General features: G+C 63.1%; 30 protein-coding genes. 8 read left to right on the plus strand and 22 right to left on the minus strand.

Going from position 1 to position 26,747, the window contains the following annotated elements:
- Positions 1-627, plus strand: coding sequence for a hypothetical protein (locus tag AC1RCO_RS15460; RefSeq protein ID WP_019093145.1), 627 nt, complete (start codon positions 1-3; stop codon positions 625-627).
- 19 nt (positions 628-646) lie between these two features.
- Here the strand turns inward: AC1RCO_RS15460 and AC1RCO_RS15465 are convergent, their stop codons facing one another.
- The 7 genes from AC1RCO_RS15465 to AC1RCO_RS15495 form a co-directional block, all read right to left on the minus strand.
- Entirely contained in the window at positions 647-910 is a 264-nt protein-coding gene (locus AC1RCO_RS15465; RefSeq protein ID WP_041120412.1) for a hypothetical protein, read from the minus strand.
- 54 nt (positions 911-964) lie between these two features.
- Entirely contained in the window at positions 965-1,399 is a 435-nt protein-coding gene (locus AC1RCO_RS15470; RefSeq protein WP_011064267.1) for a DcrB-related protein, read from the minus strand.
- Between the two features lie 111 nt (positions 1,400-1,510).
- On the minus strand, positions 1,511-1,882 hold the full coding sequence (locus AC1RCO_RS15475; protein ID WP_015637490.1) for a hypothetical protein: 372 nt from the start codon (positions 1,880-1,882) through the stop codon (positions 1,511-1,513).
- Positions 1,870-2,394, minus strand: a complete 525-nt coding sequence (locus tag AC1RCO_RS15480; RefSeq protein WP_401155177.1) for a hypothetical protein — start codon at positions 2,392-2,394, stop codon at positions 1,870-1,872. The genes AC1RCO_RS15475 and AC1RCO_RS15480 overlap by 13 nt, the downstream gene beginning before the upstream one ends.
- 164 nt (positions 2,395-2,558) lie before the next feature.
- Positions 2,559-2,834, minus strand: a complete 276-nt coding sequence (locus AC1RCO_RS15485) for an HU family DNA-binding protein (RefSeq protein WP_011064269.1) — start codon at positions 2,832-2,834, stop codon at positions 2,559-2,561.
- A gap of 189 nt (positions 2,835-3,023) precedes the next feature.
- Positions 3,024-4,172, minus strand: coding sequence for an NAD(P)/FAD-dependent oxidoreductase (locus AC1RCO_RS15490; protein ID WP_053154601.1), 1,149 nt, complete (start codon positions 4,170-4,172; stop codon positions 3,024-3,026).
- A 42-nt stretch (positions 4,173-4,214) separates the two neighbouring features.
- The gene (locus tag AC1RCO_RS15495; RefSeq protein ID WP_011064271.1) at positions 4,215-4,382 is read right to left on the minus strand and encodes a rubredoxin; all 168 of its coding nucleotides are present in this window, start codon (positions 4,380-4,382) and stop codon (positions 4,215-4,217) included.
- Positions 4,383-4,597: 215 nt separating this feature from the next.
- Between AC1RCO_RS15495 and AC1RCO_RS15500 the strand changes: the two genes are divergently transcribed.
- Positions 4,598-5,161: a chorismate--pyruvate lyase family protein gene (locus AC1RCO_RS15500; protein WP_041120419.1), complete on the plus strand. Its 564-nt coding sequence runs from the start codon at positions 4,598-4,600 to the stop codon at positions 5,159-5,161.
- On the plus strand, positions 5,161-6,051 hold the full coding sequence (gene ubiA, locus AC1RCO_RS15505) for a 4-hydroxybenzoate octaprenyltransferase (protein WP_065365021.1): 891 nt from the start codon (positions 5,161-5,163) through the stop codon (positions 6,049-6,051). The genes AC1RCO_RS15500 and ubiA overlap by 1 nt, the downstream gene beginning before the upstream one ends.
- 116 nt (positions 6,052-6,167) lie before the next feature.
- Here ubiA and AC1RCO_RS15510 read toward each other — a convergent pair whose 3' ends face one another.
- A complete protein-coding gene (locus AC1RCO_RS15510; protein WP_011064274.1) occupies positions 6,168-6,551 on the minus strand; it encodes a COG4315 family predicted lipoprotein in 384 nt (127 codons plus the stop codon).
- Positions 6,552-6,702: 151 nt separating this feature from the next.
- Here AC1RCO_RS15510 and phoB point away from each other — a divergent pair, with 151 nt between their 5' ends.
- From phoB to AC1RCO_RS15525, 3 genes are all read left to right on the plus strand, one after another.
- Positions 6,703-7,392, plus strand: a complete 690-nt coding sequence (gene phoB, locus AC1RCO_RS15515; protein WP_003177195.1) for a phosphate regulon transcriptional regulator PhoB — start codon at positions 6,703-6,705, stop codon at positions 7,390-7,392.
- A 128-nt stretch (positions 7,393-7,520) separates the two neighbouring features.
- Complete coding sequence (phoR, locus tag AC1RCO_RS15520; protein WP_186355251.1) at positions 7,521-8,813, plus strand: phosphate regulon sensor histidine kinase PhoR; 1,293 nt, start codon at positions 7,521-7,523, stop codon at positions 8,811-8,813.
- 117 nt (positions 8,814-8,930) lie between these two features.
- Positions 8,931-10,271 (plus strand): hemolysin family protein, encoded by a 1,341-nt coding sequence (locus tag AC1RCO_RS15525; protein WP_011064276.1) that lies wholly within the window; start codon positions 8,931-8,933, stop codon positions 10,269-10,271.
- 37 nt (positions 10,272-10,308) lie between these two features.
- On the opposite strand, the gene AC1RCO_RS15530 is transcribed toward AC1RCO_RS15525, so the two are convergent.
- From AC1RCO_RS15530 to AC1RCO_RS15575, 10 genes are all read right to left on the minus strand, one after another.
- Positions 10,309-11,205, minus strand: a complete 897-nt coding sequence (locus tag AC1RCO_RS15530) for a peptidoglycan DD-metalloendopeptidase family protein (protein ID WP_492617840.1) — start codon at positions 11,203-11,205, stop codon at positions 10,309-10,311.
- A gap of 61 nt (positions 11,206-11,266) precedes the next feature.
- Entirely contained in the window at positions 11,267-11,581 is a 315-nt protein-coding gene (locus AC1RCO_RS15535; RefSeq protein ID WP_019093930.1) for a helix-turn-helix domain-containing protein, read from the minus strand.
- Positions 11,574-11,909, minus strand: a complete 336-nt coding sequence (locus AC1RCO_RS15540) for a type II toxin-antitoxin system RelE/ParE family toxin (RefSeq protein WP_011064279.1) — start codon at positions 11,907-11,909, stop codon at positions 11,574-11,576. Before AC1RCO_RS15540 ends, AC1RCO_RS15535 begins: the two co-directional genes overlap by 8 nt.
- 560 nt (positions 11,910-12,469) lie before the next feature.
- On the minus strand, positions 12,470-13,429 hold the full coding sequence (locus AC1RCO_RS15545; RefSeq protein ID WP_019093932.1) for a response regulator: 960 nt from the start codon (positions 13,427-13,429) through the stop codon (positions 12,470-12,472).
- 166 nt (positions 13,430-13,595) lie between these two features.
- Positions 13,596-14,357: a phosphate signaling complex protein PhoU gene (phoU, locus tag AC1RCO_RS15550; protein WP_011064281.1), complete on the minus strand. Its 762-nt coding sequence runs from the start codon at positions 14,355-14,357 to the stop codon at positions 13,596-13,598.
- 121 nt (positions 14,358-14,478) lie between these two features.
- A complete protein-coding gene (gene pstB / locus AC1RCO_RS15555; RefSeq protein ID WP_011064282.1) occupies positions 14,479-15,312 on the minus strand; it encodes a phosphate ABC transporter ATP-binding protein PstB in 834 nt (277 codons plus the stop codon).
- A 185-nt stretch (positions 15,313-15,497) separates the two neighbouring features.
- On the minus strand, positions 15,498-17,168 hold the full coding sequence (gene pstA / locus AC1RCO_RS15560; protein WP_011064283.1) for a phosphate ABC transporter permease PstA: 1,671 nt from the start codon (positions 17,166-17,168) through the stop codon (positions 15,498-15,500).
- Positions 17,169-17,183: 15 nt separating this feature from the next.
- Positions 17,184-19,217, minus strand: coding sequence for an ABC transporter permease subunit (locus tag AC1RCO_RS15565; RefSeq protein ID WP_169892551.1), 2,034 nt, complete (start codon positions 19,215-19,217; stop codon positions 17,184-17,186).
- A gap of 488 nt (positions 19,218-19,705) precedes the next feature.
- Positions 19,706-20,689 (minus strand): phosphate ABC transporter substrate-binding protein PstS, encoded by a 984-nt coding sequence (locus AC1RCO_RS15570; RefSeq protein WP_011064285.1) that lies wholly within the window; start codon positions 20,687-20,689, stop codon positions 19,706-19,708.
- A gap of 241 nt (positions 20,690-20,930) precedes the next feature.
- A complete protein-coding gene (locus AC1RCO_RS15575) occupies positions 20,931-22,229 on the minus strand; it encodes an MFS transporter (protein WP_019094638.1) in 1,299 nt (432 codons plus the stop codon).
- A gap of 394 nt (positions 22,230-22,623) precedes the next feature.
- Between AC1RCO_RS15575 and AC1RCO_RS15580 the strand changes: the two genes are divergently transcribed.
- Both AC1RCO_RS15580 and AC1RCO_RS15585 read left to right on the plus strand, forming a co-directional pair.
- On the plus strand, positions 22,624-23,028 hold the full coding sequence (locus AC1RCO_RS15580) for an acyl-CoA thioesterase (protein WP_003229628.1): 405 nt from the start codon (positions 22,624-22,626) through the stop codon (positions 23,026-23,028).
- Positions 23,029-23,086: 58 nt separating this feature from the next.
- Positions 23,087-23,986: a D-hexose-6-phosphate mutarotase gene (locus tag AC1RCO_RS15585; protein ID WP_011064287.1), complete on the plus strand. Its 900-nt coding sequence runs from the start codon at positions 23,087-23,089 to the stop codon at positions 23,984-23,986.
- Between the two features lie 104 nt (positions 23,987-24,090).
- Here AC1RCO_RS15585 and AC1RCO_RS15590 read toward each other — a convergent pair whose 3' ends face one another.
- The 4 genes from AC1RCO_RS15590 to purE all read right to left on the minus strand — a co-directional run bounded on the left by AC1RCO_RS15590 (position 24,091) and on the right by purE (position 26,703).
- Positions 24,091-24,627, minus strand: a complete 537-nt coding sequence (locus AC1RCO_RS15590; protein ID WP_011064288.1) for a DUF3299 domain-containing protein — start codon at positions 24,625-24,627, stop codon at positions 24,091-24,093.
- 137 nt (positions 24,628-24,764) lie between these two features.
- Complete coding sequence (locus AC1RCO_RS15595) at positions 24,765-25,010, minus strand: GlsB/YeaQ/YmgE family stress response membrane protein (protein ID WP_011064289.1); 246 nt, start codon at positions 25,008-25,010, stop codon at positions 24,765-24,767.
- Between the two features lie 107 nt (positions 25,011-25,117).
- A complete protein-coding gene (locus AC1RCO_RS15600) occupies positions 25,118-26,200 on the minus strand; it encodes a 5-(carboxyamino)imidazole ribonucleotide synthase (RefSeq protein ID WP_077934962.1) in 1,083 nt (360 codons plus the stop codon).
- Positions 26,201-26,211: 11 nt separating this feature from the next.
- The gene (gene purE, locus AC1RCO_RS15605; RefSeq protein ID WP_011064291.1) at positions 26,212-26,703 is read right to left on the minus strand and encodes a 5-(carboxyamino)imidazole ribonucleotide mutase; all 492 of its coding nucleotides are present in this window, start codon (positions 26,701-26,703) and stop codon (positions 26,212-26,214) included.
- Positions 26,704-26,747: the final 44 nt, after the last annotated feature.

Consider the following 26,747-nt stretch of genomic DNA (forward strand, 5'->3'; position numbering starts at 1 on the left):
ATGAAAGCAGACACCAAGGAATTGCGCAGCAACTTTGAAAAGGCGCTCCAGCTTTTTTTGAAGAGCGAGCTCTCGGGTTACCCCGGAGTAAAAGTCACCAAGAACAAAGTGGTGGTTGCACAGAAAGAATCGGGCGCCGTGGCGACCCTGCATTTCGAATACCTGGCCAACACCCGCGCCTACGAAATCCTCATCTTCGTCGAACACCCGGCCCTGCAGGCCGAGATCGACCAGATAAACCCGCCCTACCCGTCCAACCTGGCCAATCCGAAATTTATCTACAGCTTGTCGACGGTCAGTGAAAAAGCTGCCTGCCCGCTACTGCCCGTGACAGAGCAAGGTATTGAAAATACCTGCCAGGTGATTCTGCGCCAGCTCCAGGATGTTCACCTGCCAATTCTGTTCAACCTCTTCAACGTCAGCCCCGCGCTGGTGAGCGATGTCATAGACAGGCCAAAGTATTACTCCTATCCGGTCCCACTGATTTTCATCGCCTTGAAAACCAACAAAATCAAACCGGACGACGAAACGCTAGCGAAGATCATGAGCGAGCAGACCCTGGGCTACACCGGTCATCAGGACCTGAAAGAGTCGTTCAACAAGCAACTACTGGCAGCACTGAACTGAGCGCCTGCTGGAGGCCGGGTCAAATCGCCGAGCCGCGATTCTTGCCCGGCTTGATGATCAGCAACGCGTCCAGCTCGCGCTTTCTGGCGCGGCTGACGAACGCCAGCGCGGCCTGCAGATCCTGTTCGAACAGTTCGAAGGTCGCGCGCTCGATGGCGTAGTACTCCTCGTAGTCGACCACCCCAAGGCTCACCGGAAAGGTCAGGTAGTACTGGCCGGTGGATTCCTCGATGCCCATCGAGAACATCTCCTCCCGGCTGACGAACAGATCGTTGAACTTCATGTCGGTTCCTAGAGTTCGGCTACCGGGCAATGCGTCTCAGGGCAGGTTGACCGATCAGGCTTTCGAAGGCTGCGGCTTGAGGCTCTGCATGGCCTGTTTCCAGGCCGGCTCATGATGCACCAGGTCGTTGACCGTGGTGGTCAGGGTGGTGATCAGCACGGCCGGCTTACGCTCGATGAAGACCTGGCGCAGCATCAGCTCGCGCCCTTCGCGTTTCCAGCTGTAGTCCAGCAGCACGGCGGCATGGCCCTGCATGTCGAAGTCCCAGCGCTTGATCAGGTTGAAACCTGGCAGTTGCTGCTCGGCAGCATTCAGCTGCGCGGCGACATAATCGGCAAAGGCGGCGTCGCCCTGGCTCGGGTCGCGGCTGATGACGAAGCTGGCTTCCTGGGCACCGCCAACGGCTGGCAGCTTGAAGATATTGATGCTCTGGTCCTGCCAGGCGTCAGGAATATCGAGATCGGCTTCTTGAATGCGGTAGGTGGACAAGAGTTTGGCGTTCCATGCTGAAAGGGTGATTCGGAGAGTGGCAAATATTCAGGCAACGGCCGGCAACAATCAAGGAACCACTCGGCAACTCTGCGCAGCGGCCGTGGCCCCTCAACGCGCTTCCAGGCAGGACGCGTAGGCACGGGCGAAGCCTTGATCGAACTTGAGGGCCTGGGGCTCTTCGGGGTCGATGCTGACGTTCCACAGGGCCTGCTGCGGCACGTCGTAGCGGACCCAGCCGATGGTCCCGCTGCCGGAGGTTTCGTAGAACAGCTGCAGGCTCAGCTGGTCGCCATCGTCGCGGTCGATCAGCAGCTTGAGGTGCTCCGGGGTGGTGAAGTCGCGGTAGGGGAAATCGCTGCTGCGCACCAGTTCGGTGAGGTAGCCGTAGCAACCCTTGCCCGGGTTCGATTCATCCGCCAGGGCGGGCGTGGCCGCGCAGGCGATCAGCAGGCCCAGGCCTGCCAGGTTCAGGTACCGCATGATTGCCCCTTGAGGGTGAGGGTTTCGACCTGGTCGTTCATCTCGATGCGCGCCAGCACCTGGCGGTCGTGAGACTCCTGGTACTCGCTGAAATTGTTGCGCTTGAGGATGTTCAGGGTGACCCGGATATGAGCGCCGGTGTTCTGGTACTCGCTGCGTTCCAGGCCCTGGGCGGCGCCGGTGAGTTCCACCAGCTGGCCGGCGGTCTTGAGGTAAAGAAAGCGCTGGTCCACTTCCACCAGCAGGCGCGGAGCCTTGGGCGCTACGCTGTAGTCCTCGCGGGCCAGGGAATAGCCGCAGAGCCAGGCGCCGGAACTGTCGTATTTCTGGCTGTGGAACCAGCTGAGGGCCTCGCGATAGCCGATCTGCTCCAGTCGCGAGTCGTTGCCGGCAGCGGCCGATGACAGGCCAAGGCTGAACAGGCAGCCCACGATCAGGGCAACTAAACCGGGGCTTGCCAGGCCGTGCAGCAGGGTGTGCCATGAAAGGGGGCTGTCAGTGGGGCGGGTCATCCTTGGCCTTAGATCAAAAATCGAACGATCGCGCATCCTAGCCACGCCAAAGCGGCTTCGCAAGAACATCTGCGGGCAAACGGCAGGCAAAAAAATAGGCACCCGATGCGCTCGGCGTGCCTATTTCCCCTGCGTGCTCCCGCTGCCGGGAGCCCGCTCAATGCTTATGGGTTGACGCTGTCTTTCAGCGACTTGCCCGGTTTGAATGCCACGGTGTTGCTGGCCTTGATCTTTACCGGCTCGCCGGTCTGCGGGTTCTTGCCGGTGCGGGCGCCACGGTGGCGTTGCAGGAAGGTGCCAAAACCAACCAGGGTGACGCTGTCTTTGCGGTGCAGAGCCCCGGTGATCTCTTCAAGAATGGCGTTGAGCACGCGATTGGCCTGCTCTTTGGTCAGGTCCGCTTTTTCAGCAATGGCTGCGGCGAGTTCTGGTTTACGCATAGTGTGAAGCCTCTTTGACGGTTTTTTGTTGTTATGTCCGTGCTGTTCACGGGAACAGCGCCCAAGGCGCCGCAGGCTCTACGCTGCGGCAGACGGGTGTGAGGATGGCACGCGCTTGAGAGTGGCGCCAGTCTCCCCGCGACCTTTGTGAGGGCAAGAACCGGGTTATTCCGACAGAACGACCGGTATTTAAGCCAGCAACGCAGGAAGTTCCTTGTTCAGGGCCAGTTTTTCCATCACCGCGGCCCCGGTCAGGGCGTAGCCCAGCAACTGGCCTTCGGCGTTGCGGCACAGGACCTTGATGTCGGCCCCCTGCCCTTCTGCAGTCCATACGCCTTCGGCGCCACGGGGCGGCGGCGACACCACCAGGGGGCAGACCGGAGTCTTGACGGTGATCGGCATCGGCCCGTAGCTGACCGCCGTCGGCTTGCCCGCCAGGGTCTGCGCCAGCGCCCGGGCGCAGCTCATCAGCGGCATCACGTACAGCAGGTTGAGACCGTCGACCTCGGCGCAATCGCCCAGGGCGTAGATATTGGCGTGGGAGGTTTTCAGCTCGCGGTCCACCACCACTCCGCGATTGACCACCAGCCCGGCGGCAGCCGCCAGGTCGATGCGCGGGCGCAGGCCGATGGCCGAGACCACCAGGTCGCAGGCGATCACCTGGCCATCGGACAGGTGGGCTTCCAGACCGTCGGCGCTGCGCTGCAGGCGGTTGAGCACCGGGCCCAGGTGGAAGCGCGCGCCCAGGCTCTCCAGCCCGGCCTGGACCGCCGCCGCTGCGGCCGGGTGCAGCAGGGTCGGCATCACCTGCTCGCAAGGTGCCACCAGGTCCACGCTGTAGCCGCCGAGGATCAGGTCATTGGCGAACTCGCAGCCGATCAGCCCGGCGCCCAGCAGCAGCACCCGACGCTTGCCGGCCGCGGCGCTGCGAAAGCGCGCGTAGTCTTCCAGGTCATTGATGGGGAAAATCAGTTCGGATGCGTCGCCCTGCACCGGCACCCGCACGGTTTCCGCGCCCCAGGCCAGGATCAGGTCGCGATAGGCCACCGCTTCCTCGCCGATCCACAGACGCTTGTGGCCCGGGTCGATGCCGCTGATGCGGGTGTGGGTGCGGACCTCGGCCTTGAGCTGCTCGGCCATGGCGCCAGGCTCGGCCATGCTCAGGCCGTCGGCGTCCTTGTTCTTGCCGAAGCCGGTGGACAGCATCGGCTTGGAGTAGGAACGGCCATCGTCGGCAGTGATCAACAGCAGCGGTGTCTCGCTGTCGAGCTTGCGAAACTCCCGGGCCAGGTTGTAACCCGCCAGGCCCGTCCCCACGATCACTACCGGTGCGCTCATTCCCTGCTCCTTGTTATTGGTTGTTCAAGCCACAAAAGTCGATCAAGCGATCTCGATCATTTCGAAATCCATCTTGCCCACGCCGCAGTCCGGGCAGAGCCAGTCCGCGGGCACATCTTCCCAACGGGTACCCGGCAAAATACCGTCGTCCGGCCAGCCTTCCGCTTCGTTGTAAATCAGGCCGCAGACCACACATTGCCACTTTTTCATTGATGCATTTCCTCAAGGGTTCAGGCTTCGCCGGTGGGTCGGTCGATGGATCGACTCTAGAAGGCCACGCTGATCAGCGTCCGGCACTGGGGTTTTTTACTGATCACTACCGGCAGATGCAAGCACGTTCGTGCCGCCGGGCGTCCTGGATCAATCAAAACCGGCGATCGCCATGCTAAGCTCGCCGCCTCATTTGCTGCCAATACTGACCCACTGTGCCGCACTCAATGCCCCCCGCCCCGGCCCCCACCTGGCTGGTGCAAAGCCGTTTGTCCCCCTTCCCCGGCGCAGCCGTTGCCAACTGGCTGTTCGATGAAGGGTCGCTGACCCGGCGCCTGACCCGGCTGTCCCACAACGCCTTCAGCGTCACCCCGCTGGTGCAAGAGTGGCAAACCCTGCGCAACGACGAATGCGCCGCCCTGGGCCTGCCCGAACAGAGCGAAGGCTGGGTGCGCGAGGTGTACTTGCGCGGGCACGGCCAGGCCTGGGTGTTCGCCCGTAGCGTCGCCGCCCGCAGTGCCCTGCTCGAAGGCGGCCTGAATATCGACGAACTGGGCAGCCGCTCCCTGGGCGAGTTGCTGTTCTGCGACCAGGCCTTTACCCGCCAGCCCATCGAAGTCTGCCGCTACCCCCGGCACTGGCTGCCCGCCGCCGTTGCCGACAACGGCCTGTGGGGCCGTCGCTCACGCTTTGACCGCGGCCCCCTGAGCCTGCTGGTGGCGGAAATCTTCCTGCCCAGCCTGTGGACCGCCATAGACGCCCGACCGGAGGCCTGCTGATGTACCTGAGCCTGCTCAAATCCCTCAATCGCCTGCACCCGCGGGCCTGGGACTTCCTGCAACTGACGCGCATGGACAAGCCCATCGGCATCTATCTGCTGCTATGGCCAACCCTGGTGGCGCTGTGGATCGCCGCCGAGGGCCAGCCGTCCCTGAGCCATGTGCTGATCTTCACCTTCGGGGTGGTGCTGACCCGCGCCGGCGGCTGCGCCATCAACGACTTCGCCGACCGCAAGGTGGACGGCCAGGTCAAGCGCACCGACCAGCGGCCCCTGGCCACCGGCAAAGTCAGCGCCAAGGAGGCCCTGATACTGTTCGCGGTGCTGATGGGCGCCGCCTTCCTGCTGGTGCTGTGCACCAACGCCACCACGGTCTGGCTGTCGTTCGGCGCCCTGGCCCTAGCCGCCTGCTACCCCTTCATGAAGCGCTACACCTATTACCCGCAGGTGGTACTGGGGGCGGCGTATTCCTGGGGCATCCTGATGACCTTCACCGCGCAGAACGGCGAACTGCCGGCCACCGCGTGGCTGCTGTACATCGCCAACCTGCTGTGGACCGTGGGCTACGACACTTACTACGCCATGACCGATCGTGACGATGACTTGAAAATCGGGGTCAAGTCCACGGCAATCCTGTTCGGCGATGCCGACCGGGTGATCATTCTCACCCTGCAGGGCTTGTCCCTGGGCTGCCTGCTGCTGGCCGGGGCACGGTTCAATCTGGGGGGCTGGTTCCACCTGGGGCTGGCGGTGGCGGCGGCGTGTTTCGCCTGGGAGTTCTGGTACACCCGGGATCGCGACCGGATGAAGTGCTTCAAGGCCTTCCTGCATAACCACTGGGCGGGCCTGGCGATCTTTGTCGGGGTGGTGCTGGATTACGCGTTGCGCTAGACCGTCAAGCAAGGCCCTATGGGCCTTTTCGCAGCTTTGCCAGGGCTCGGCAGCGGCTACAGAGATCGGTGTAGCCGCTGCCGCAAGCTGCCAATGGCCCGGAGGGCGGCGGGAGGTCAGTCGGATTTCGCGACCTTCCAGGCGCCGTCCATCTTGCCTTCGCCGGTCATGTCACCGGCCTTCTTGTCCATCACGAAGCCGTACAGCGGCTTGCCGTCGTAGGCCCACTGCATCTTGCCGTCGTCACGCTTGATCACCGTCCACTTGCCCATGGCCTTGTCACTGCCCTCGGCCATCAGCGGCGGCCAGTTGGCAGCGCATTTGTCATTGCACATGGACTTTCCGTCGGCATCCTTGGCAAAGGTGTAGAGGGTCATGCCCTTGTGGTCCACCAGCACGCCGTCCTTGCTCATTGCCGGGTCGGCGGCCATGGCGAATGTCGGCAGGGCCAGGACAGCGCCTACCAGCAGGACTTTCAACGATTGCTTGAACAGAGTCATGGAAACCTTCTTTTGTGGTTGTCAGGAATCGGACTCAAAGCTTAGTCCACGAAGCAGCACCCCGCCCCGCGACCTGAAATACTGTCACACGACTGCAATAATTCCGTTATCTAATGCGGCGCAAGACAGTTAAATGACAAGAGGTTCAAGCATGGTTGGCAGAAGCATTCTGATCGTTGACGACGAAGCGCCTATTCGCGAAATGATCGCCGTTGCGTTGGAAATGGCCGGCTATGACTGCATGGAGGCAGAGAACTCTCAGCAGGCCCATGCCATCATCGTCGACCGCAAGCCGGACCTGATCCTGCTGGACTGGATGCTGCCCGGCACTTCCGGCATCGAGCTGGCGCGGCGCCTCAAGCGCGACGAGCTGACCGGGGACATCCCGATCATCATGCTCACCGCCAAGGGTGAAGAGGACAACAAGATCCAGGGCCTGGAAGTCGGTGCCGACGACTACATCACCAAGCCGTTCTCCCCCCGCGAACTGGTGGCCCGCCTCAAGGCCGTGCTGCGCCGTGCCGGCCCTACCGATGGCGAGGCGCCAATCGAAGTCGGCGGCCTGCTGCTGGACCCCATCAGCCACCGGGTGACCATCGACGGCAAGCCCGCGGAAATGGGCCCTACCGAATATCGCCTGCTGCAGTTCTTCATGACCCACCAGGAGCGTGCCTACACCCGTGGCCAGCTGCTGGACCAGGTCTGGGGCGGCAATGTGTACGTCGAGGAACGCACCGTGGACGTGCATATCCGCCGGCTGCGCAAGGCCCTGGGCGATGCCTACGAGAATCTGGTACAAACCGTGCGCGGCACCGGCTATCGTTTTTCCACCAAGGCCTGACGGCAGCGGCAAGCGACAAGCGGCACGCCGATGAGTGACCGCTTCAACACTTGCAGCTTGGAGCTGCGCCACCCTCCACGGACGTGTTTCAAGTGAATCAAAACTGGCATGGCACCCTGATTCGCCACATGTTGCTGCTGATCACCGGCTGCCTGCTGGTGGGCCTGATCAGCGGCTACTACGGCTGGAGCCTGGCCGCCGGCCTGGGCATCTACCTGGCCTGGACCCTCAAGCAGTTGCTGCGCCTGCACGAATGGCTGCGCCTGCATCAACCCGACGAAGCGCCCCCCGACGGTTATGGCCTGTGGGGCGAGGTGTTCGACAGCATCTACCACCTGCAACGCCGCGATCAGCGGGTACGCGGGCGCCTGCAGGCGGTGATCGACCGGGTCCAGGAGTCCACCGCGGCCCTTAAGGACGCGGTGATCATGCTCGACAGCGACGGCAACCTGGAATGGTGGAACCGCGCCGCCGAGACCCTGCTGGGGCTCAAGACGCCCCAGGACAGCGGCCAACCGGTGACCAACCTGGTGCGCCATCCGCGCTTCAAGGAATACTTCGAGCAGGACAGCTACGCCGAGCCGCTGGAAATCCCCTCCCCGGCCAACGACCGGGTACGCATCCAGCTCTACATCACCCGCTACGGCAACAACGAGCACCTGATGCTGGTGCGCGACGTGACCCGCATCCACCAGCTGGAACAGATGCGCAAGGACTTCATCGCCAACGTCTCCCACGAGCTGCGCACGCCGCTGACGGTGATCTGCGGCTACCTGGAGACCCTGCTGGACAACGTCGAGGAAGTGAACCCGCGCTGGAGCCGCGCCCTGCAGCAGATGCAGCAGCAAGGCGGGCGCATGCAGACCCTGCTCAACGACCTGCTGTTGCTGGCCAAGCTGGAGGCCACGGACTACCCGTCGGACAACCAGCCGGTGCCCATCGACGTGCTGCTGCAATCGATCAAGAGCGACGCCCAGGCGCTGTCCGGGGAGCGCAACCAGCGCATCACCCTGGAAGCCGACGCGTCGGTGCAACTCAAGGGCAGCGAAGCCGAGCTGCGCAGCGCCTTCTCCAACCTGGTGTTCAACGCGGTGAAATACACCCCGGCCGAAGGCAATATTCGCATTCGCTGGTGGGGCGACGAACAGGGCGCGCACCTGAGCGTGCAGGACTCGGGGATCGGCATCGACAACAAGCACCTGCCGCGCCTCACCGAGCGCTTCTACCGGGTGGATTCGAGCCGCAACTCCAACACCGGCGGCACCGGCCTGGGCCTGGCCATCGTCAAGCATGTGCTGCTGCGCCACCGTGCGCGCCTGGAGATCAGCAGCGTGCTGGGCCACGGCAGCACCTTCACCTGCCATTTCGTTCCGGCCCAAGTGAAGAAAAACCGCACCCAGAGCCTGACCGACCAGCGCTGACAGCCACTCGCCCCTAGGCAATTGCCCTGTCAGCCGCTACATTGCGTAACTTGTGCCTGCCTTTCAGGCACCGCATTTCCTTCCTTTTCGAATACACGGAACCCGCAAAACTCCATCATGGACCCTTCCCCTGGTTTTACCCTCGCGTCTCTTTTCGCCGACTTCGGCATGATTCTTTTTGCTCTGATCCTGGTCCTGCTCAACGGCTTTTTCGTTGCGGCGGAGTTCGCCATGGTCAAGCTGCGCTCGACCCGGGTCGAGGCCATTGCCCACAAGAACGGCTGGCGCGGGCAGATCCTGCGCACTGTGCACAGCCAGCTCGACGCCTACCTCTCGGCCTGCCAACTGGGCATCACCCTGGCCTCCCTGGGCCTGGGCTGGGTCGGTGAGCCGGCCTTCGCCCATCTGCTGGAGCCGCTGCTGGGCGCCCTGGGCGTGAGCTCTCCGGAAGTGATCCGCGGCGTGTCGTTCTTCACCGCGTTCTTCATCATTTCCTACCTGCACATCGTGGTCGGCGAGCTGGCGCCCAAATCCTGGGCGATCCGCAAGCCGGAGCTGCTGTCGCTGTGGACGGCGGTGCCGCTGTACCTGTTCTACTGGCTGATGTACCCGGCCATCTACCTGCTCAACGCCAGCGCCAACACCATCTTGCGCATCGCCGGGCAGGGCGAGCCCGGCCCGCACCACGAACACCACTACAGCCGAGAAGAACTCAAGCTGATCCTGCACTCCAGCCGCGGCCAGGACCCCAGCGACCAGGGCATGCGCGTACTGGCCTCGGCGGTGGAAATGGGCGAACTGGAAGTGGTGGACTGGGCCAATTCCCGGGAAGACCTGATCAGCGTCGAGTTCAACGCGCCGCTCAAGGAAATCCTCGCCCTGTTCCGCCGCCACAAGTTCAGCCGCTATCCGGTCTACGACAGCGAGCGCAACGAATTCGTCGGCCTGCTGCACATCAAGGACCTGCTGCTGGAACTGGCGGCCCTGGACCACATTCCCGAGTCGTTCAACCTGGCCGAGCTGACCCGCCCGCTGGAGCGCGTATCCCGGCACATGCCGCTGTCGCAGTTGCTGGAGCAGTTCCGCAAGGGCGGCTCGCACTTCGCCCTGGTGGAAGAAGCCGACGGCAAGGTCATTGGCTACCTGACCATGGAAGACGTGCTTGAAGTGCTGGTGGGCGATATCCAGGACGAACACCGCAAGACCGAGCGCGGCATCCTGGCCTACCAGCCGGGCAAGCTGCTGGTGCGCGGTGACACCCCGCTGTTCAAGGTCGAGCGCCTGCTGGGCATCGACCTGGACCATATCGAAGCCGAAACCCTCGCCGGGCTGGTGTACGAAACCCTGAAACGGGTGCCGGAAGAGGAAGAAGTGCTGGAAGTCGAAGGCCTGCGCATCATCATCAAGAAGATGAAAGGGCCGAAGATCATCCTGGCCAAGGTGTTGATGCTGGATTGACGGCCCTTTCGCCGCCAAGCCGGCGCCTACGGGCAGGTTATTGGTTGCCCAGGGCAAAATTCGGCAGCTCCCCCAGGGGCTGGTTGAACTGATAGGGAATCGACACCAGCCCCAACCCGGTATTGCGCTGCACCACGAAATGCAGGTGCGGCCCACTGCTGTTGCCGGTGTTGCCCGACAGTCCCAGGGGGCTGCCCACCGCCACTCGCTGGCCCTCCCGCACGCTGACCGAACCCTGCTTGAGGTGCAGGTACACGCCCATGGTGCCGTCGTCGTGCAGCACCCGGACGAAATTGCCCGCCGGGTTATTGCCCCGCCCGTTCTGGGCGTTCTCGGTCTTCACCACCACCCCGCCCCGGGCCGCAATGATCGGCGTCCCCACCGGCATGGCGATATCCATCGCATAGCGGCTCTTGGGGCTGAAATGGCTGTATTGGCCATTGGCGCCCTGGGTCAGGCGAAACGGCCCGCCACGCCAGGGCAGCGGGTAGCGATAGGCCTGGGTGGCGCCTGCCGGATCCCCCAGGGAATAACGGAACCTGGGGGCATAGCTCAGAGGCTGGTCGGCGCGAATCGCCGTGAGCAGCGCCAGGCGCTGCCTGCTGCGGGCCGGCAGCACCTGGCGGATCGGCTGCCCCGGAGCGCCGCTGACATTGCTCAACCCGGCAAAGCTCAACTCCACTTCCACCGGGGCATACAGGTCATTGCGCACATACACCGCATCCACCCCCCTGTGCTTCTGGATATCCAGGCGCACCTGGCGCTCAAGGTGCTCCACCATGCGATCGCGGAACACGAACTCCTGGGCCCCCGGCGAAGGCCGGTCGCTGTAGGAGACCACGCCATTGGCGTCGATGGACTTGTACACAGTCATCGCCGCCAGCGACGTGGCGGCTAAAGACAATCCACAGAAAAACAGCAGGCGCACAAACATTCGGCAGCTTCTTGGCAGAGGGTGGAATCACGCTAGCAGCCTGATATGGAGCTTGTATGAATCAGGCGGGCGCCAAGGGTTCAATGCCGCCAGCGCCGAAGTGGATGTCCACCCCCAGTTGCGCCGCCTCGCAGAGGTTGACCAGCGCATCGAGGGAGAACTTGTTGATCTTGCCGCTGAGCACATCGTTGAGCCGGGGCTGGGTGATATTGAGGCGCCTGGCCGCCTCCTTCTGCGACACCCCCCAGGCCTGCACGGTCTTGCCCAGTTCCAGCATCAGCTTGGCCCGCAGGCGCATGTTGGCGGCCTCCTGGGGAGTGGCTTCAAGGGCATCCCAGACACTGGCAAAGCGCTGGTTGATCGGTTGGTCAGTCATGGCGTGAACCTGTTTCCTGATATCTGGCACGAGCCAGCTCGATATCCCGCGCCTCGGTCTTGCGGGTAGTCTTGCGCACCGCGTGCAACACATAAATGGCCGCGGCCCGCCGGACCACATAGAACAACCGAAACGCCCCTGAATCCTCATGGATCCTGATCTCGAAAACGCCCGGGCCAATGGTTTTCACCGACCTGCAATCGTAGGGCTGTTCACCCTGCTGCAGCAGATCCAGCTGGAAACCGGCGGCCCGACGGGCATCTTCAGGGAACGCCCTGAGATCCCGCAGCGCGCTCCCGACAAACACCACATCCTTGTGCCTGGGCATCGAACCTCTCCTGTTAATGACCAGGAACAAGGCTAATCAACACGGCCAGGACCCGCCGCGCCGGGTTGTTTCAAGGCATGGCCGCGAGGGGTGAGCAATAAAGAGCGCCACCTGAAATCTATATCCAAACAGATATAAATCAAGCGCAAAGAAATTAATCTGACGTACGGCGGAAAGTACCGAGGGGGACGGCGCACGCCTTGTGGCTTGAAGGTTACGACCTATGTTGCGAGTTGCTCGCTCGATAGCGGGATGACGCAGCAGCCCGCCTCGGCGGCCGGCAAAAGCCCGCAGTGGGAAAGTGTTTTCAGCAGATTTCCGCAGCCTCCCATCACCGCAGGAACCGGCTTGCCGGCAAAGAGGCCTTCAAGCCTTGTGCTGCCCTTGCGGGCGCCTTCGCTGGCAAGCCAGCTCCTACACAGCAAGAGGGTGTTCTCGCGGCTTACGCACCTGCCACCGTAGGAGCCGGCTTGCCGGCGAAGAGGCCATCAAGCCTTGTGCTGCCCTTGTGGGCGCATTCGCTGGCAAGCCAGCTCCTACAGCGAGGCGGCCGGCAAGGATCAGGCGCCTGGAACGAAGTGCTTCTGGGCGGTGCCGCGGGCGATCAGGCGGGAGATGTAGTCGAGCTTCTGGGCATCCTGGTCCACGAAGCGGAAAGTCAACTGCAGCCACTCGCTGTCCGGCTTGGGTTCAAAGGCCACCACCGCATGCAGGTAGCCATTGAGCCGCGCCACTTCGGCGTTGTCGCCCTGCTCCAGGTCCAGCACCGCGCTCTCCAGCACCTGGGGCAGGCTGTCGGTGCGCTTCACTACCAGCAAGGCTTCCTTGATGCTCAGGGCCTTGATCACACACTGTTGGTTGCCGCTGGACAGCCGCAGCTGGCCCTGGCCACGACCACCACCGGCCGCTGCCGCAGGCGCCGGGGCCTTGACCGGAGGGCTGTTGAGCAAACCGCGGGCCGGCGCTGCTGCCGCTGGAGCTGGAGCCGGGGCGGCAGCCGCCGGTTTGGCGAACGGATTGACCGGAGCGGAAGCCGCCCCCACCACCGCCGGCTTGCCGCCAGTCAGGGCGCTCAGGGAGTCGTTGCCAAAGGCCGAGTTCATCTTGGTCGGCGCGCTGTTCATCAAGGTGTCGAGCTTGCCGACCTTGTTCAGCGCCTGCTTGACCTTGGTCAGCAGCTGTTCGTTGGTAAAAGGCTTGCTCACATAACCGGAAACCCCGGCCTGGATCGCCTGCACCACGTTTTCCTTGTCGCCCCGGCTGGTGACCATGATGAACGGCATGGCCTTCAGCGCATCTTGCTCGCGGCACCAGGTCAGCAGCTCAAGGCCGGACATTTCCGGCATTTCCCAGTCGCACAGGACCAGGTCGAAGGCTTCACGGGCGAGCATCGCCTGGGCCTTCTTGCCATTGATCGCGTCTTCGATCTTGATGCCAGGGAAGTAGTTGCGCAGGCACTTCTTCACCAGGTCACGAATGAACGAAGCGTCATCCACCACCAACACACTTACCTTACTCATCGACCACCCCTTTAAAAATCCCGGCAAGCATAACGCTGGCTGATGGCACTTTGCCAAAACTCTTCAGTCACGCCGGGACTTTTCGTTCGCGGGTGCTGCTTTTCAATTTCCAGGAGCACAAACAAAAACGCCCGGCCAAAAGGCCGGGCGCTCTTCTCGGGCACTCTTACTTATCGTCAGTTTCATCCGGAACATTAGCGGATTCGCCACTGGTACCTTCAACTTCCTGCTTCATGCGCTTGAGCCCAAGGTGACGAACATCGGTGCCGCGCACCAGATAAATCACCAGCTCGGAAATGTTGCGCGCGTGGTCGCCGATCCGCTCCAGCGAGCGCAGCACCCAGATAATGCTCAGAACCCGCGAGATAGAGCGTGGGTCTTCCATCATGTAGGTGGCCAGCTCACGCAGCGCGGTCTTGTATTCGCGGTCGATGATCTTGTCGTACTGGGCCACCGAAAGTGCCAGGTCGGCATCGAAGCGGGCAAAGGCGTCCAGGGCATCGCGCACCATGTTGCGCACCTGGTCGCCGATATGCCGCACTTCCACGTAGCCACGCGGGGCCTCGCCCTCTTCGCAGAGCTGGATGGCCCGGCGGGCGATCTTGGTGGCTTCGTCGCCGATGCGCTCCAGGTCGATCACCGACTTGGAGATGCTGATGATCAAACGCAGGTCCGAGGCCGCCGGCTGGCGACGGGCGAGAATGCGCAGGCATTCCTCGTCGATATTGCGTTCCATCTGGTTGATCTGGTCGTCGATCTCGCGCACCTGCTGGGCCAGGCCGGAGTCGGCCTCGATCAGCGCTGTGACCGCGTCATTGACTTGCTTCTCCACCAGCCCGCCCATGGCCAGGAGGTGGCTGCGTACTTCTTCCAGCTCGGCATTGAACTGCTGGGAGATGTGATGGGTTAAGCCTTCCTTCGAAATCATCGTGTTCGCTCCGCGAAAGTTGCAAGCTTCAAGCCGCAAGCTTCAAGCAGTTAAATAGTGATCCGGATGTCGCGCACCGCCTCTGTTGCGCCGCGTGAAACCTGCGGCTGGCAGCTGCTTTCTAGCCATAGCGCCCGGTAATGTAGTCTTCGGTCTGCTTCTTCGCCGGGTTGGTGAACAGTGTGTCGGTATCGCCGAACTCCACCAGTTTGCCCATGTACATGAAGGCGGTGTAGTCGGAAACCCGCGCCGCCTGCTGCATGTTGTGGGTCACGATGACGATGGTGAACTTGGACTTGAGCTCATAGATCAGTTCCTCGACCTTCAGGGTCGAGATCGGGTCCAGGGCCGAGCAGGGTTCGTCCAGCAGCAGCACTTCCGGCTCCACGGCGATGGTCCGGGCGATCACCAGACGTTGCTGCTGGCCGCCGGACAGGCCCAGGGCCGAATCATGCAGGCGGTCCTTGACCTCGTCCCACAGCGCCGCGCCCTTGAGGGCCCATTCCACGGCTTCGTCGAGCACGCGCTTCTTGTTGATGCCCTGGATGCGCAGGCCGTAGACCACGTTTTCATAGATGGTCTTGGGGAACGGGTTGGGCTTCTGGAACACCATGCCGACCCGGCGACGCAGCTCGGCCACGTCTTCGCCCTTGCGATAGATGTTGTTGCCGTAGAGGTTGATCGCACCCTCTACGCGGCAGCCGTCCACCAGGTCGTTCATGCGGTTGAAGGTCCGCAGCAGGGTCGACTTGCCGCAACCGGACGGGCCGATGAAGGCGGTCACGCGCTGCTTGGGAATGTTCATGCTGACGTCGAACAGCGCCTGTTTCTCGCCGTAGTACAGGCTCAGGCCGGGCACTTCGATGGCCACGGTTTCCTGTTCCAGGCTCAGGCTCTGCTTGTCGCGGCCCAGGGCGGACATGTTGATGCCATGAGTGTGTGCTTCGTGTTGCATGGGATGCTCCCTGTGCTACCAATTCGTTTGTCGTGAACCGCAGGCATCAGGCCAGCGGCGACATCATTCTGTTTGTAGGAGCCGGCTTGCCGGCGAAGAGGCCTGCAGGCCTTGTGTCGCCCTTGCGGACGCCTTCGCTGGCAAGCCAGCTCCTACGCAAGCCAGCGTCCACACAAGCCAGCTGATCAGCTGTCCAGTGCCTTGTATTTTTCACGCAGGTGGTTACGGATCCACACCGCCGACAGGTTCAGGGTGGCGATCACCAGCACCAGCAGCAGCGCGGTGGCGTACACCAGCGGCCGCGCCGCCTCGACGTTGGGGCTCTGGAAGCCGACGTCGTAGATGTGGAAGCCCAGGTGCATGATCTTCTGGTCCAGGTGCAGGTACGGGTAGTTGCCGTCCAGCGGCAGCGACGGCGCCAGCTTCACCACACCCACCAGCATCAGCGGCGCCACTTCACCGGCAGCGCGGGCGACCGCGAGGATCATCCCGGTCATCATCGCCGGGCTGGCCATGGGCAGAACGATCTTCCACAGGGTCTCGGCCTTGGTCGCACCCAGGGCCAGGGAACCTTCGCGCACGGTGCGGGGAATCCGCGCCAGGCCTTCTTCGGTGGCCACGATCACCACCGGCACCGCCAACAGCGCCAGGGTCAGGGAAGCCCAGAGCAGGCCTGGGGTGCCGAAGGTCGGCGCCGGCAGGGCTTCAGGGAAGAACAGACGGTCCACGGAGCCGCCCAGCACGTAGACGAAGAAGCCCAGGCCGAACACACCGTAGACGATGGCCGGAACCCCCGCCAGGTTGTTCACCGCAATGCGGATCACCCGGGTCAAGGTGTTCTGCTTGGCATATTCACGCAGGTAGACCGCTGCCAGCACGCCGAACGGGGTGACGATCATGGCCATGATCAGGGTCATCATCACGGTGCCGAAAATGGCCGGGAAAATACCGCCCTCGGTGTTGGCTTCGCGCGGGTCATCGCTGAGGAACTCCCAGACCTTGCTGAAGTAGAAACCGATCTTGGTAAAAGTGCCCATGGCGTTCGGCTGGTAGGCGTGTACCACCTTGCCCAGGCCGATCTCCACTTCCTTGCCGTTGGCATCACGGGCGGTCAGGCTGTCGCGGTTGAACTGGGCGTGCAGGTCGCTCAGGCGCGCCTCGATGTCCTGGTAGCGGGCATTGAGTTCGGCGCGCTCGGCATCCATGTCGGCCTGGGCCGCGGCATCCAGCTTGCCGTCCAGCTCCAGCTTGCGGCCGTGCAGGCGGATGCGTTCCAGGCCGGCGTTGATGGCGCCGATGTCGGATTTCTCCAGGGTCTTGAGCTGGGCGGCCAGCTTGTTCACCCGGTCGATCCGCGCTTGCAGCTCGGGCCAGGCGGCTTCGCCTTCGGCGATCACCTTGCCGCTTTCCTTGACGTTGACCAGGTAGCCGTAGAAGTTGCCCCACTCACGGCGCTCGATGGCCATCAGCTCTTTGGGGTAGCTCTGGTTGGTCAGCCACTCGCCAACGATCCAGGTGAAGTCGTTGCCGTTCAGGTCACGGTTGCCGACCTTGATCAGCTCGCGGGTCATGAACTCCGGGCCCTGGTCGGGCACCGGCAGGCCGGCACTCTTCAGGCGCGCCCGGGGCACTTCTTCCTTCTGCACCACTTCACCGATGACCAGGTGATTGGCCTGGCCCGGAACGTCGTAGTTGGCGTGCACCAGGTCGGCTGGCCAGAAGTGGCCGAGGCCACGCACGGCGATCACCGCCAGCAGGCCGATGGTCATGATGACCGCGATGGACACCGCGCCACCGCTGATCCAGACGCCGGGGGCGCCGCTCTTGAACCAGTCTTTTAGGGAGTTCTGTTTCACAGACTTCTACCTTTCTTAAAGCGACGAGTATTTCTTGCGCAGACGCTGACGGATCAGCTCGGCGAGGGTGTTCATGACGAAGGTGAACAGCAGCAGCACCAGCGCCGAGAGGAACAGCACGCGGTAGTGGCTGCCGCCGACTTCCGATTCGGGCATTTCCACCGCGACGTTGGCGGCCAGGGTGCGCAGGCCTTCGAACAGGTTCATTTCCATGACCGGGGTGTTGCCGGTGGCCATCAGCACGATCATGGTCTCGCCCACGGCGCGGCCCATGCCGATCATCAGCGCCGAGAAGATCCCCGGGCTGGCGGTGAGGATCACCACCCGCGTCATGGTCTGCCACGGCGTGGCGCCCAGGGCCAGGGAGCCCAGGGTCAGGCCCCGCGGCACGCTGAACACGGCGTCTTCGGCGATCGAGTAGATGTTCGGGATCACCGCAAAGCCCATGGCCAGGCCCACTACCAGGGCGTTGCGCTGGTCGTAGGTAATCCCCAGATCGTGGGAGATCCACATGCGCATGTCGCCCCCGAAGAACCAGTTCTCCATGAACGGGCTCATGTACAGCGAGAGGAAGCCGACGAAGATGATCACCGGGATCAGGATCGCGCTTTCCCAGCCGTCCGGCACTTTCAGGCGCAGCGACTCGGGCAGGCGGCTCCAGGCGAAACCCGCCACCAGGATGCCGATCGGCAGCAGGAGCAGCAGGCTGAAGATGCCCGGCAAGTGGCCTTCGACATAGGGTGCGAGGAACAGGCCGGCGAAGAAACCGAGGATCACCGTCGGCATCGCTTCCATCAGCTCGATCACCGGCTTGACCTTGCGGCGCATGCCCGGGGCCATGAAGTAGGCGGTGTAGATCGCCGCCGCCACCGCCAATGGCGCCGCCAGCAGCATGGCGTAGAACGCCGCCTTTAGGGTACCGAAGGTCAGGGGCGAGAGGCTCAGCTTGGGTTCGAAATCGGTGTTGGCCGCGGTGGATTGCCAGACGTATTTAGGCTCGTCGTAGTTCTCGTACCAGACCTTGCTCCACAGCGCACTCCAGGACACTTCCGGGTGCGGGTTGTCGAGCACCAGGGGCTGCAGCTTGCCGCCGGCCTCGACGATTACCCGGTTGGCCCGTGGCGACAGGCCGAACAGGCCCTGGCCGTCTACCACCTGGTCCACCAGCAGGGTGCGGTGGGCGGTGCTGTGGAACACCCCGAGCTTGCCGGCGGCGTCCAGGGCAACGAAGCCCTTGCGACGCTCTTCGGCGGTGATTTCAACAATGGGCGCGGTGCCCATCTGGAAGGTGCGGATCTGCTTCAGGCGCAGCTCGCCGTCCGGGTCGCGGGCCATGAACCACTGGGCCAGGCCGCCCTTGGAGGTCCCGATGATCAGCGAGATGCCGCCCACCAGCTGGGTGCTGGCGGTGACTTCGGTATCGGCGTCTTCCAGCAGTTTGTAGCGACCGTTGAGGCTCTTGTCCCGCAGGCTGAAGACGTCGGCCTGGGCGCGCCCGTTGATCACGTACAGCCACTGCTGGCGCGGGTCGATGTACATGGCCTTGACCGGCTCGGTCATCTGCGGCAGCTCGATGCGGCTCTGCTCGCTGGTGACCTCGCCGGTCATCATGTTTTCTTCGCGGGTCAGCTTCAGCACTTGCAACTGCGAAGCGGTAGAACCGGCAACGATCAGCGACGAATCGGTGGCATTGAGGTTGACGTGCTCCAGCGCACCGCCCTGCTCGTTCAGGGTGATGGGGGTTTCGCCGTAGGGGTACTCGATGGCCGGCGAGATGGTCTTCTTGCCGTCCGGGTAGCTGACCTTGTAGGTATGACGGAACACCAGGGCCTGGCCGTTGGACAGGCCGACCACCACCAGCGGGTTGCCGGGCTGGTCCTTGCCGATGGAGGTGACGCTGGCGCCCGCCGGGATCGGCAGGTCGACCTTGCGCAGCTCGGCGCCACTGTCGATGTCGAAGAACAGCGCCTGGCCCTTGTCGGAGACACGCATGCCAACCTGGTTCTGCTCTTCCAGGGAGAACATCAGCGGCTTGCCGGCGTCCTGCATCCAGGCGGGAGTCAGAGGGTCCTTGGCGGTCAGTTCGGCACCCTGGAACAGCGGCGCGACGACATAGGCGAGGAAGAAGAAGATCAGGGTGATAGCACCCAGTACCGCGAGGCCGCCGACAAGGACGTACCAACGGGTCAGGCGGTCTTTGAGCGCGCGGATGCGACGCTTGCGTTGCAGTTCAGGCGTATTGAAGTCAATGCGCTTGGGGGGAGAAGTCGTAGTCATGGTGGAGTTGGCCAGATCATTCATGCGCACACCCTAGCGATCCTGTATGACAGAAAGATGACAATGCAGTGACGCAACAAATCCGCCGCATGGCAGGGCCGGCAGCGGACAGAAAATGAGGTTGCAGGAGCCGGCAGGCCGACGAACCGGCCTTGAGCCTGGGTCGCCATTTCGGGCGCTTTCCCTGGCAAGCGGAACGCGGCCCGGCCAGCTCCTACGAAAACGAGAAGGTCCGGGGAGCCCGGACCTTCGGAGGCGGCTTATGCGCCTTCTTTCAGGCCCAGGTCAGCCAGTGCCTTGGCGGCCACCTTGGCTGGCAGTGGGATGTAGCCGTCTTTGACGACCACTTCCTGGCCTTGCTTGGACAGGACCAGTTTCACGAACTCGGCTTCCAGCGGGGCCAGAGGCTTGTTCGGGGCCTTGTTGACGTAGACGTAGAGGAAGCGCGACAGCGGGTACTTGCCGTTCAGGGCGTTTTCTTCGGTGTCTTCGATGAAGTCGGTGCTGCCTTTCTTGGCCAGGGCCACGGTCTTCACGCTGGCGGTCTTGTAGCCGATGCCCGAGTAGCCGATGCCGTTCAGCGAGGAGCTGATGGATTGCACCACCGACGCCGAACCAGGCTGTTCGTTGACGTTAGGCTTGTAGTCGCCTTTGCACAGGGCTTCTTCCTTGAAGTAGCCGTAGGTGCCGGATACCGAGTTGCGACCGAACAGCTGAACCGGCTTGTTGGCCAGGTCGCCCTTCACGCCCAGGTCGCCCCAGGTCTTCACTTCTTCCTTGGCGCCGCACAGACGAGTCGAGGAGAAGATCGCGTCGACCTGTTCCATGGTCAGGTGCTGGATCGGGTTGTCCTTGTGCACGAACACGGCCAGGGCGTCCACGGCCACCGGGATAGCGGTTGGCTTGTAGCCGTACTTCTGCTCGAAGGCCGCCAGTTCCGTGTCCTTCATCTTGCGGCTCATAGGGCCCAGGTTGGAGGTGCCTTCGGTCAGCGCGGGTGGCGCGGTGGCGGAGCCGGCGGCCTGAATCTGAATGTTGACGTTCGGGTATTCCTTTTTGTAGTTCTCGGCCCACAGGGTCATCAGGTTCGCCAAGGTATCGGAACCGACGCTGGACAGGTTGCCCGACACACCAGTGGTCTTGGTGTAGCTCGGGATAGCAGGGTCAACAGCGGCAACCGCGTGGGCAGTCGCAACGCCAGCGGCGACAAAGGTCATTGCCGCCATCAAACGCTTCAGTTTCATGCCTTACTCCTAGCAGATAGGGTGTGTTAAGTCGGGGCCAAGTATCTGTAGGCCGTGTGAACACTCTATGTCCGGAATATGACAATTAGATGAAAGGCCAGCATTCCTGAACGGAAGCTGGCCTTTCTTTGTTCGGCGATAAAAACCTCTGTAGCCGCTGCCGCAGGCTGCGATCGATCCGCAGGGTCGCGGCGCCCTTCAGCGCACAGCAGGGCCTACGGCAGCGGCTACAGGGTGGTGGTCAGCGGCCCTTGGCCCACAGGTACAACCCCACCAGCAGGCCGATGCCGCAAATAATTGCAACATAATAGGCCGGGCCCATGGGGCTTTCCTTGAGCAGCCAGGTCACCACCATCGGTGTCAGGCCACCGAAGATCGCGTACGCCAGGTTGTAGGAAAACGACAGGCCGCTGAAGCGCACCACTGCCGGGAACGCCTTGACCATCACATAAGGCACCGCACCGATGGTGCCGACGAACAGGCCGGTCAGGGCATACAGCGGAAACAGCCACTGCGGGTTGTCCAGCAGGCCGTGATAAAAGGTCCAGGAAGTGACCAGCAACAAGGCACTGCCGAACACGAATACCTTGCCCGCACCGAATCGGTCCGCCAGGGCACCCGAGGCCACGCAGCCCAGGCTCAGGAAGATAATGGCCAAGCTGTTGGCCTCCAGGGCGGTGATGGCCGGGAATTTATAGACGGTCTGCAGCACGGTGGGGGTCATCAGGATCACCACGATGATCCCGGCGGACAGCAGCCAGGTCAGCAGCATGGAAATCACGATCGCCCCGCGATGATCGCGCAGCACCGTGCGCAGCGGCAGTTCCTCGGCCAGGGCCTTGCGCAGTTGCAGTTCGGCGAACACCGGGGTTTCGTGGAGCAGGCGGCGCAGGTACACCGAGAACAGGCCGAACACCCCACCCAGCAGGAACGGGATCCGCCAGGCGTAATCCGCCACTTCCACCGGGGTATAGATGCTGTTGATCGCAGTGGCCACCAGCGACCCCAGGAGAATCCCGGCAGTCAGGCCCGAGGTCAGGGTGCCGCAGGCATAGCCGATATGCCGCTGGGGCACGTGTTCGGAAACGAACACCCAGGCCCCGGGCACTTCACCACCGATGGCCGCCCCCTGGATCACCCGCATCAGCAACAGCAGGATCGGCGCCCACATGCCGATCTGCGCGTAGGTCGGCAACAGGCCCATGATCAGGGTCGGCACCGCCATCATGAAGATGCTCAGGGTGAACATCTTCTTGCGCCCCAGCAGGTCGCCAAAGTGGGCCATGACGATCCCGCCCAGGGGCCGCGCCAGGTAACCGGCCGCGAAGATCCCGAAGGTCTGCATCAGGCGCAGCCACTCGGGCATGTCCGCCGGGAAGAACAGCTTGCCGACCACGGTGGCAAAGAACACGAAGATGATGAAGTCGTAGAACTCCAGCGCCCCGCCCAGGGCAGACAGGGACAATGTCTTGTAGTCACTACGGGTCAGCGGACGGGCGGGTTGCGCAGGCTGCGCGGCGCTCGAGGGCACAGTGGTCATGGCAAGGGCTTCTCTTATTAGTCGGTTCTGGAAGCCGCAACAGCGCTGGTTGGGGCCTGGCAGGTTCGGCACGATAGCAAATTGTTCGAATGCGTACACAGCGGCGCACAAATGACTCACAAATTTGCGAACTGGACGGGTCGTCGCGGAGTCTATCGACCGATATACTCGCAGACCTCGAAGCGCAAAGCCGCTTCTGGCAAGGGTTGCTGTGCGAAAACGCTGCTGCGCGCCCCTGGCCCTGGCCAGCGCCAGTCGATTTCGCAGAGTTTCCCTTTAGCACGCCTTAGAAAGAACGTGACGAACGTAGTATGTTCGGGCTGAATCGTTTTTCCTGAAGACGGCTATTCACCTGAAGTACCCATGAAGCGTCACGGGTCAGAGGCCCCCCGGCATGATAGAACTCGAACAAGAAGATCCAATCCCGCAAGGCGACCTGGCCTTGCAAATCACCGCACTGCCCCGTGAAACCAACGGCTTTGGCGATATTTTCGGCGGCTGGCTGGTCGCGCAGATGGACCTGGCGGGCACCGCCATGGCCAGCCGCGTGGCCGGCGGCCGGGTGGCCACGGTGGCCATCGACCGCATGGCGTTCCTGGTGCCGGTGGCGGTGGGCGCGCAGCTGTCCTTCTACACCCAGACCCTGGAGATCGGCCGCAGCTCGATCCAGATGATGGTGGAAGTGTGGAGCGACGACCCGCTGTCCAGCGAATGGCGCAAGGTCACCGAGGCGGTGTTCGTATTCGTCGCCATCGATGGCAGTGGCCGCACCCGCTCGGTTCCGCCGCGCGCGCGCTAAACCTGATGACCGTTCTGCGGTCCATAGCAGCCCACACCTTGCGAACGAGAACAGCAGCATGCCTACGCCCCAGGTCGAAACGGTAAAACTGGATGAACTGAACTGCTGGCGCATCCGCCACGGTGACGCCGAACTGCTGGTGGCCCAGCAGGGCGCGCACATCCTCAGTTATCAAGTGGCCGGGCAACAGCCGCTGATCTGGCTCAACGACGAGGCCGTGTTCAAGCGCGGCAAGAGCATCCGCGCCGGGGTGCCGGTGTGCTGGCCCTGGTTCGGCAACTTTGCCCGCAACCCGCAGGCGGTGCAGGCCATGCGCCAAGGCACTGACCCGGCGCCGGCCCACGGCCTGGTGCGGGCCACCGACTGGGAACTGCTGGGCATCGAAAGCCAGGGCGACAGCCTGCTGGTGGAGCTGCGCCTGCCCTGCCCCGCGGGTGGTTTTCCCGGCTGGCCCCATCAAGTGGAACCGCGCCTGAGCATCCGCCTCGACCAGCAACTGCACATCAGCCTCAGCAGCCACAACCTGGGCACTGAAAGCGTGAGCATCAGCCAGGCGCTGCACAGCTACTTCGCGGTCAGCGATGTGCGCCAGGTGCAGGTCGAAGGCGTGGACGGGCTGAGCTACATCGAAACCCTGGAAGACTGGAAGACCAAGGTCCAGAGCGGCAGCCTGCACTTTACCGGCGAGACCGACCGCATCTACCTGAACGCCCCGACGCAGCTGGAGATCGTCGATCCGGACTGGCAACGGCGGATCCGCCTGCGCAGCGAAGGCTCGCGCACCGCGGTGATCTGGAACCCCTGGATCGACCGCGCCGCCCAATTCAGCGACATGGCCGACGACGGCTGGCAGCGCATGCTGTGCATCGAGACCGCCAACGTGATGGACGACATCGTCACCCTGGCCCCGGGCGCCAGCCACACCCTGAGCGTCAGCATCAGCGCCGCCCCGCTCTGACTCCACCTGCCCCGTAGGAGCTGGCTTGCCAGCGAAGAGGCCCTCAAGACCGCGTTCGCCGGCAAGCCGGCTCCTACCGTTCAGCGGCGTTCAAATGCGCCGCTTCAGAGATCCGATTCCTTGACCACCCGCACCTTCGCCGCATCCAGGGCATAGGCGGCATCGGCCAGGTCGTTGCTGACCTTTTCGATCTTCAGGGTGCCGGTCACCCACAGCGGCGTGTAGATGTCGTCCAGCTTCAAGCCCTTGGGAAAGCGCACCAGCACCAGCTGGTTGGGTGGCGGTGGCGGCACGTGGATGCAGGCGCCCGGGTACGGCACCAGGAAGAACAACGTGCTGCGCCCCTTGGCATCGGCTTCCAGCGGCACCGGATAACCGCCGATGCGGATCTGCTTGTCATTCATGGCCGGCACGGTCTTGGTGGAATACATCACCGCCGGCAACCCCTTGCTCTGCTTCAGGCCGCCCTTTTCGGTGAAGGTGCCATTGGCTTCCGGGGAGTTGTGGTCGATTTCCGGCATCTGCTCCAGGGCCTTCTGGTCCGACTTGGGCATCAGCTCCAGCCAATCGGTTTCCGGCAATTCGCCAGCCTGGGCCAGGCCGCAGCCCAGCAGAACAAAGGTCAATAGAAGACGGCGCATGTGAGGGTGGCTCGGTCAAAAGGGAAGGACGGGAAAACCCGGGCATTCTAGTACCCAGACCGTCAGATGCGTTGAAGTTTCCGATGAAGAAAAAGGCTCCCCTCCGCGCGGACGGCAGAGGGGGCTTGTAGCGTGGTTCAGCTCTTCTTGACGAAGCCGTAGATCACCAGCAGGACGATCGCGCCCACCAGTGCACCGATGAAACCGGCGCCCTGGCCAGCCTGGTAGATACCCAGCGCCTGGCCGCCATAAGTGGCCGCCAGCGAACCGCCGATACCCAGCAGGATGGTCATGATCCAGCCCATGCTGTCGTCTCCCGGTTTGAGGAAGCGCGCCAGCAGACCAACGATCAAGCCGATGAAAATGGTTCCAATAATGCCCATGGCTGTTCCTCTGTAAGGGGGGATCAAGCCAAAGCCTAGCCAGCACTTTGGCATCCTGCTATCAGAGAACGGCGGGAAACGAAGGTTCCCGCCAGCCGGAGGATTTGTTACTCGGCGATCAGCGCTTGCACCTTGAGGATTTGCGCTTGCAGGGTCGCCTGATCGGCGCAGCGCAGGTTGGCGTGGCCGACCTTGCGCCCGACCTTGAAGGCCTTGCCGTAGTGATGCAGGTGGCAGTCGTCGATGGCGATGACCTTGTCCACCGGCGGCACTTCGCCGATGAAGTTGATCATGGCGCTCTCACCGACCTTGGCCGTGGAGCCCAGGGGCAGGCCGGCCACCGCCCGCAGGTGGTTTTCGAACTGGCTGCACTCGGCGCCTTCGGTGGTCCAGTGCCCGGAGTTGTGCACCCGCGGAGCGATCTCGTTGGCCTTGAGGCCGCCGTCCACTTCGAAGAACTCGAAAGCCATTACGCCCACGTAATCCAACTGCTTGAGCACGCGGCTGGAGTAGTCCTCGGCCAGGGCCTGCAACGGGTGGTCGCTACTGGCCACCGACAGGCGCAGGATGCCGCTGTCGTGAGTGTTGTGCACCAGCGGGTAGAAACGGGTTTCACCGTCACGGGCGCGCACGGCGATCAGCGAGACTTCACCGGTGAAGGGCACGAAGCCTTCCAGCAGGCAAGGCACGCTGCCCAGTTCGGCGAAGGTGCCTTCGACGTCGGCGGCGCTGCGCAGGACCTTCTGGCCCTTGCCGTCGTAACCCAGGGTGCGGGTCTTGAGCACGGCCGGCAGGCCGATGCGCGCCACGGCGGCGTCGAGATCCGCCTGGGACTGGATGTCGGCGAACTCCGGAGTAGGAATCCCCAGGTCCTTGAACATGCTCTTCTCGAACCAGCGATCGCGGGCGATGCGCAGGGCTTCGGCGCTCGGGTAGACCGGCACGAACTGCGAGAGGAAGGCCACGGTTTCCGCCGGCACGCTCTCGAATTCGAAGGTCACCAGGTCCACTTCATCGGCCAGCTGGCGCAGGTGGTCCTGGTCGCCGTAGTCGGCCCGCAGGTGTTCGCCCAGAGGGGCGGCACAGGCATCCGGCGCCGGGTCGAGGAAAGCGAAGTTCATTCCCAGCGGAGTCCCCGCCAGGGCCAACATGCGGCCCAACTGGCCGCCACCGATTACACCGATCTTCATCGTCAACAACCTCAGGCGACGCGCGGGTCTGGATTGTCCAGGACGCTGTCTGTCTGTTCAGCACGGAATTTTTTCAGCACCGCATGGAACTGCGGGTGCTTGGCGCCCAGGATGCTCGCCGAGAGCAGGGCCGCGTTGATCGCGCCCGCCTTGCCGATGGCCAGGGTGGCCACGGGGATGCCGGCCGGCATCTGCACGATGGACAGCAGCGAATCCACACCCGAGAGCATCGACGACTGCACCGGCACGCCCAGCACCGGCAGGTGGGTCTTGGCCGCGCACATGCCCGGCAGGTGCGCCGCGCCGCCGGCACCGGCGATGATCACCTCGATGCCTCGCGCCTCAGCCTCATCGGCGTACTGGAACAGCAGGTCCGGGGTGCGGTGTGCGGAAACCACCTTCACCTCGTAAGGGATGCCGAGCTTTTCCAGCATATCGGCGGTGTGGCTAAGGGTGGACCAATCGGACTTGGAGCCCATGATCACGCCAACCAGTGCACTCATCGTCGTGCCTCTTCTCTCTGGGCGCCCGCAGGCGCGTCAAAAAC

The sequence above is a fragment of the Pseudomonas sp. GW823-FHT03E05 genome (assembly GCF_058796855.1).

Coding starts and splice junctions, on each gene's coding strand:
- purE (WP_011064291.1), bottom strand. CDS start 26,703: ATGAGTGCACTGGTTGGCGTGATCATGGGCTCCAAGTCCGATTGGTCC.
- AC1RCO_RS15510 (WP_011064274.1), bottom strand. CDS start 6,551: ATGACTCTGTTCAAGCAATCGTTGAAAGTCCTGCTGGTAGGCGCTGTC.
- AC1RCO_RS15580 (WP_003229628.1), top strand. CDS start 22,624: ATGATAGAACTCGAACAAGAAGATCCAATCCCGCAAGGCGACCTGGCC.
- AC1RCO_RS15535 (WP_019093930.1), bottom strand. CDS start 11,581: ATGACTGACCAACCGATCAACCAGCGCTTTGCCAGTGTCTGGGATGCC.
- AC1RCO_RS15465 (WP_041120412.1), bottom strand. CDS start 910: ATGAAGTTCAACGATCTGTTCGTCAGCCGGGAGGAGATGTTCTCGATG.
- phoR (WP_186355251.1), top strand. CDS start 7,521: ATGTTGCTGCTGATCACCGGCTGCCTGCTGGTGGGCCTGATCAGCGGC.
- AC1RCO_RS15460 (WP_019093145.1), top strand. CDS start 1: ATGAAAGCAGACACCAAGGAATTGCGCAGCAACTTTGAAAAGGCGCTC.
- AC1RCO_RS15530 (WP_492617840.1), bottom strand. CDS start 11,205: ATGTTTGTGCGCCTGCTGTTTTTCTGTGGATTGTCTTTAGCCGCCACG.
- ubiA (WP_065365021.1), top strand. CDS start 5,161: ATGTACCTGAGCCTGCTCAAATCCCTCAATCGCCTGCACCCGCGGGCC.
- AC1RCO_RS15525 (WP_011064276.1), top strand. CDS start 8,931: ATGGACCCTTCCCCTGGTTTTACCCTCGCGTCTCTTTTCGCCGACTTC.
- phoB (WP_003177195.1), top strand. CDS start 6,703: ATGGTTGGCAGAAGCATTCTGATCGTTGACGACGAAGCGCCTATTCGC.
- AC1RCO_RS15480 (WP_401155177.1), bottom strand. CDS start 2,394: ATGACCCGCCCCACTGACAGCCCCCTTTCATGGCACACCCTGCTGCAC.
- AC1RCO_RS15575 (WP_019094638.1), bottom strand. CDS start 22,229: ATGACCACTGTGCCCTCGAGCGCCGCGCAGCCTGCGCAACCCGCCCGT.
- AC1RCO_RS15540 (WP_011064279.1), bottom strand. CDS start 11,909: ATGCCCAGGCACAAGGATGTGGTGTTTGTCGGGAGCGCGCTGCGGGAT.
- AC1RCO_RS15485 (WP_011064269.1), bottom strand. CDS start 2,834: ATGCGTAAACCAGAACTCGCCGCAGCCATTGCTGAAAAAGCGGACCTG.
- AC1RCO_RS15565 (WP_169892551.1), bottom strand. CDS start 19,217: ATGCAGGACGCCGGCAAGCCGCTGATGTTCTCCCTGGAAGAGCAGAAC.
- AC1RCO_RS15600 (WP_077934962.1), bottom strand. CDS start 26,200: ATGAAGATCGGTGTAATCGGTGGCGGCCAGTTGGGCCGCATGTTGGCC.
- phoU (WP_011064281.1), bottom strand. CDS start 14,357: ATGATTTCGAAGGAAGGCTTAACCCATCACATCTCCCAGCAGTTCAAT.
- AC1RCO_RS15585 (WP_011064287.1), top strand. CDS start 23,087: ATGCCTACGCCCCAGGTCGAAACGGTAAAACTGGATGAACTGAACTGC.
- AC1RCO_RS15590 (WP_011064288.1), bottom strand. CDS start 24,627: ATGCGCCGTCTTCTATTGACCTTTGTTCTGCTGGGCTGCGGCCTGGCC.
- AC1RCO_RS15495 (WP_011064271.1), bottom strand. CDS start 4,382: ATGAAAAAGTGGCAATGTGTGGTCTGCGGCCTGATTTACAACGAAGCG.
- AC1RCO_RS15490 (WP_053154601.1), bottom strand. CDS start 4,172: ATGAGCGCACCGGTAGTGATCGTGGGGACGGGCCTGGCGGGTTACAAC.
- pstB (WP_011064282.1), bottom strand. CDS start 15,312: ATGCAACACGAAGCACACACTCATGGCATCAACATGTCCGCCCTGGGC.
- AC1RCO_RS15545 (WP_019093932.1), bottom strand. CDS start 13,429: ATGAGTAAGGTAAGTGTGTTGGTGGTGGATGACGCTTCGTTCATTCGT.
- AC1RCO_RS15570 (WP_011064285.1), bottom strand. CDS start 20,689: ATGAAACTGAAGCGTTTGATGGCGGCAATGACCTTTGTCGCCGCTGGC.
- AC1RCO_RS15475 (WP_015637490.1), bottom strand. CDS start 1,882: ATGCGGTACCTGAACCTGGCAGGCCTGGGCCTGCTGATCGCCTGCGCG.
- AC1RCO_RS15595 (WP_011064289.1), bottom strand. CDS start 25,010: ATGGGCATTATTGGAACCATTTTCATCGGCTTGATCGTTGGTCTGCTG.